At 65.9% G+C, this 533-nt stretch carries 1 protein-coding gene; it reads left to right on the top strand.

Features of this window, described 5'->3' with window-relative positions; translation table 11 throughout:
- A partial coding sequence (locus QJT78_RS52030) for a nucleotide sugar dehydrogenase (protein ID WP_281460934.1) occupies nucleotides 1-533 on the top strand: 533 nt, incomplete at both ends.

Genomic DNA, 533 nt, shown 5'->3' with positions numbered 1-533 from the left:
AGGGCGCGGCGATCCGCGACTTCAAGTACCCCGATCGCGTCGTCGTCGGCACCTCCGACGAGCGCGGCCGCAAGGTGATGGGCGACGTCTATCGCCCGCTGTCGCTGAACCTGGCTCCGCTGATGTTCACGGCGCGCCGCACCGCCGAGATGATCAAATACGCCGCGAACGCCTTCCTTGCGACCAAGATCACCTTCATCAACGAGATCGCCGACCTCTCGGAAAAGGTCGGCGCCAACGTGCAGGAGGTCGCGCGCGGCATCGGCCTCGACAACCGCATCGGCACCAAGTTCCTGCACGCCGGGCCCGGCTTTGGCGGCTCCTGCTTTCCGAAGGACACCAAGGCGCTGATCAAGATCGCGCAGGACTATGACGTGAGCCTGCGCATCGTCGAATCCGTGCTCGCGGTCAACGAGAACCGCAAGCGCGCGATGGCGCGCAAGGTCAGCCAGGCGCTCGGCGGTAGCTTGCGCGGCAAGACCATCGCCGTGCTCGGCCTCACCTTCAAGCCCGACACCGACGACATGCGCGAT

The sequence above is a fragment of the Bradyrhizobium sp. Mp27 genome, assembly GCF_029953005.1.
Classification (GTDB): domain Bacteria; phylum Pseudomonadota; class Alphaproteobacteria; order Rhizobiales; family Xanthobacteraceae; genus Bradyrhizobium; species Bradyrhizobium barranii.
The sequence above is the reverse complement of the archived record's forward strand: the minus strand, read 5'-3'. Positions and strand labels throughout refer to the sequence as shown.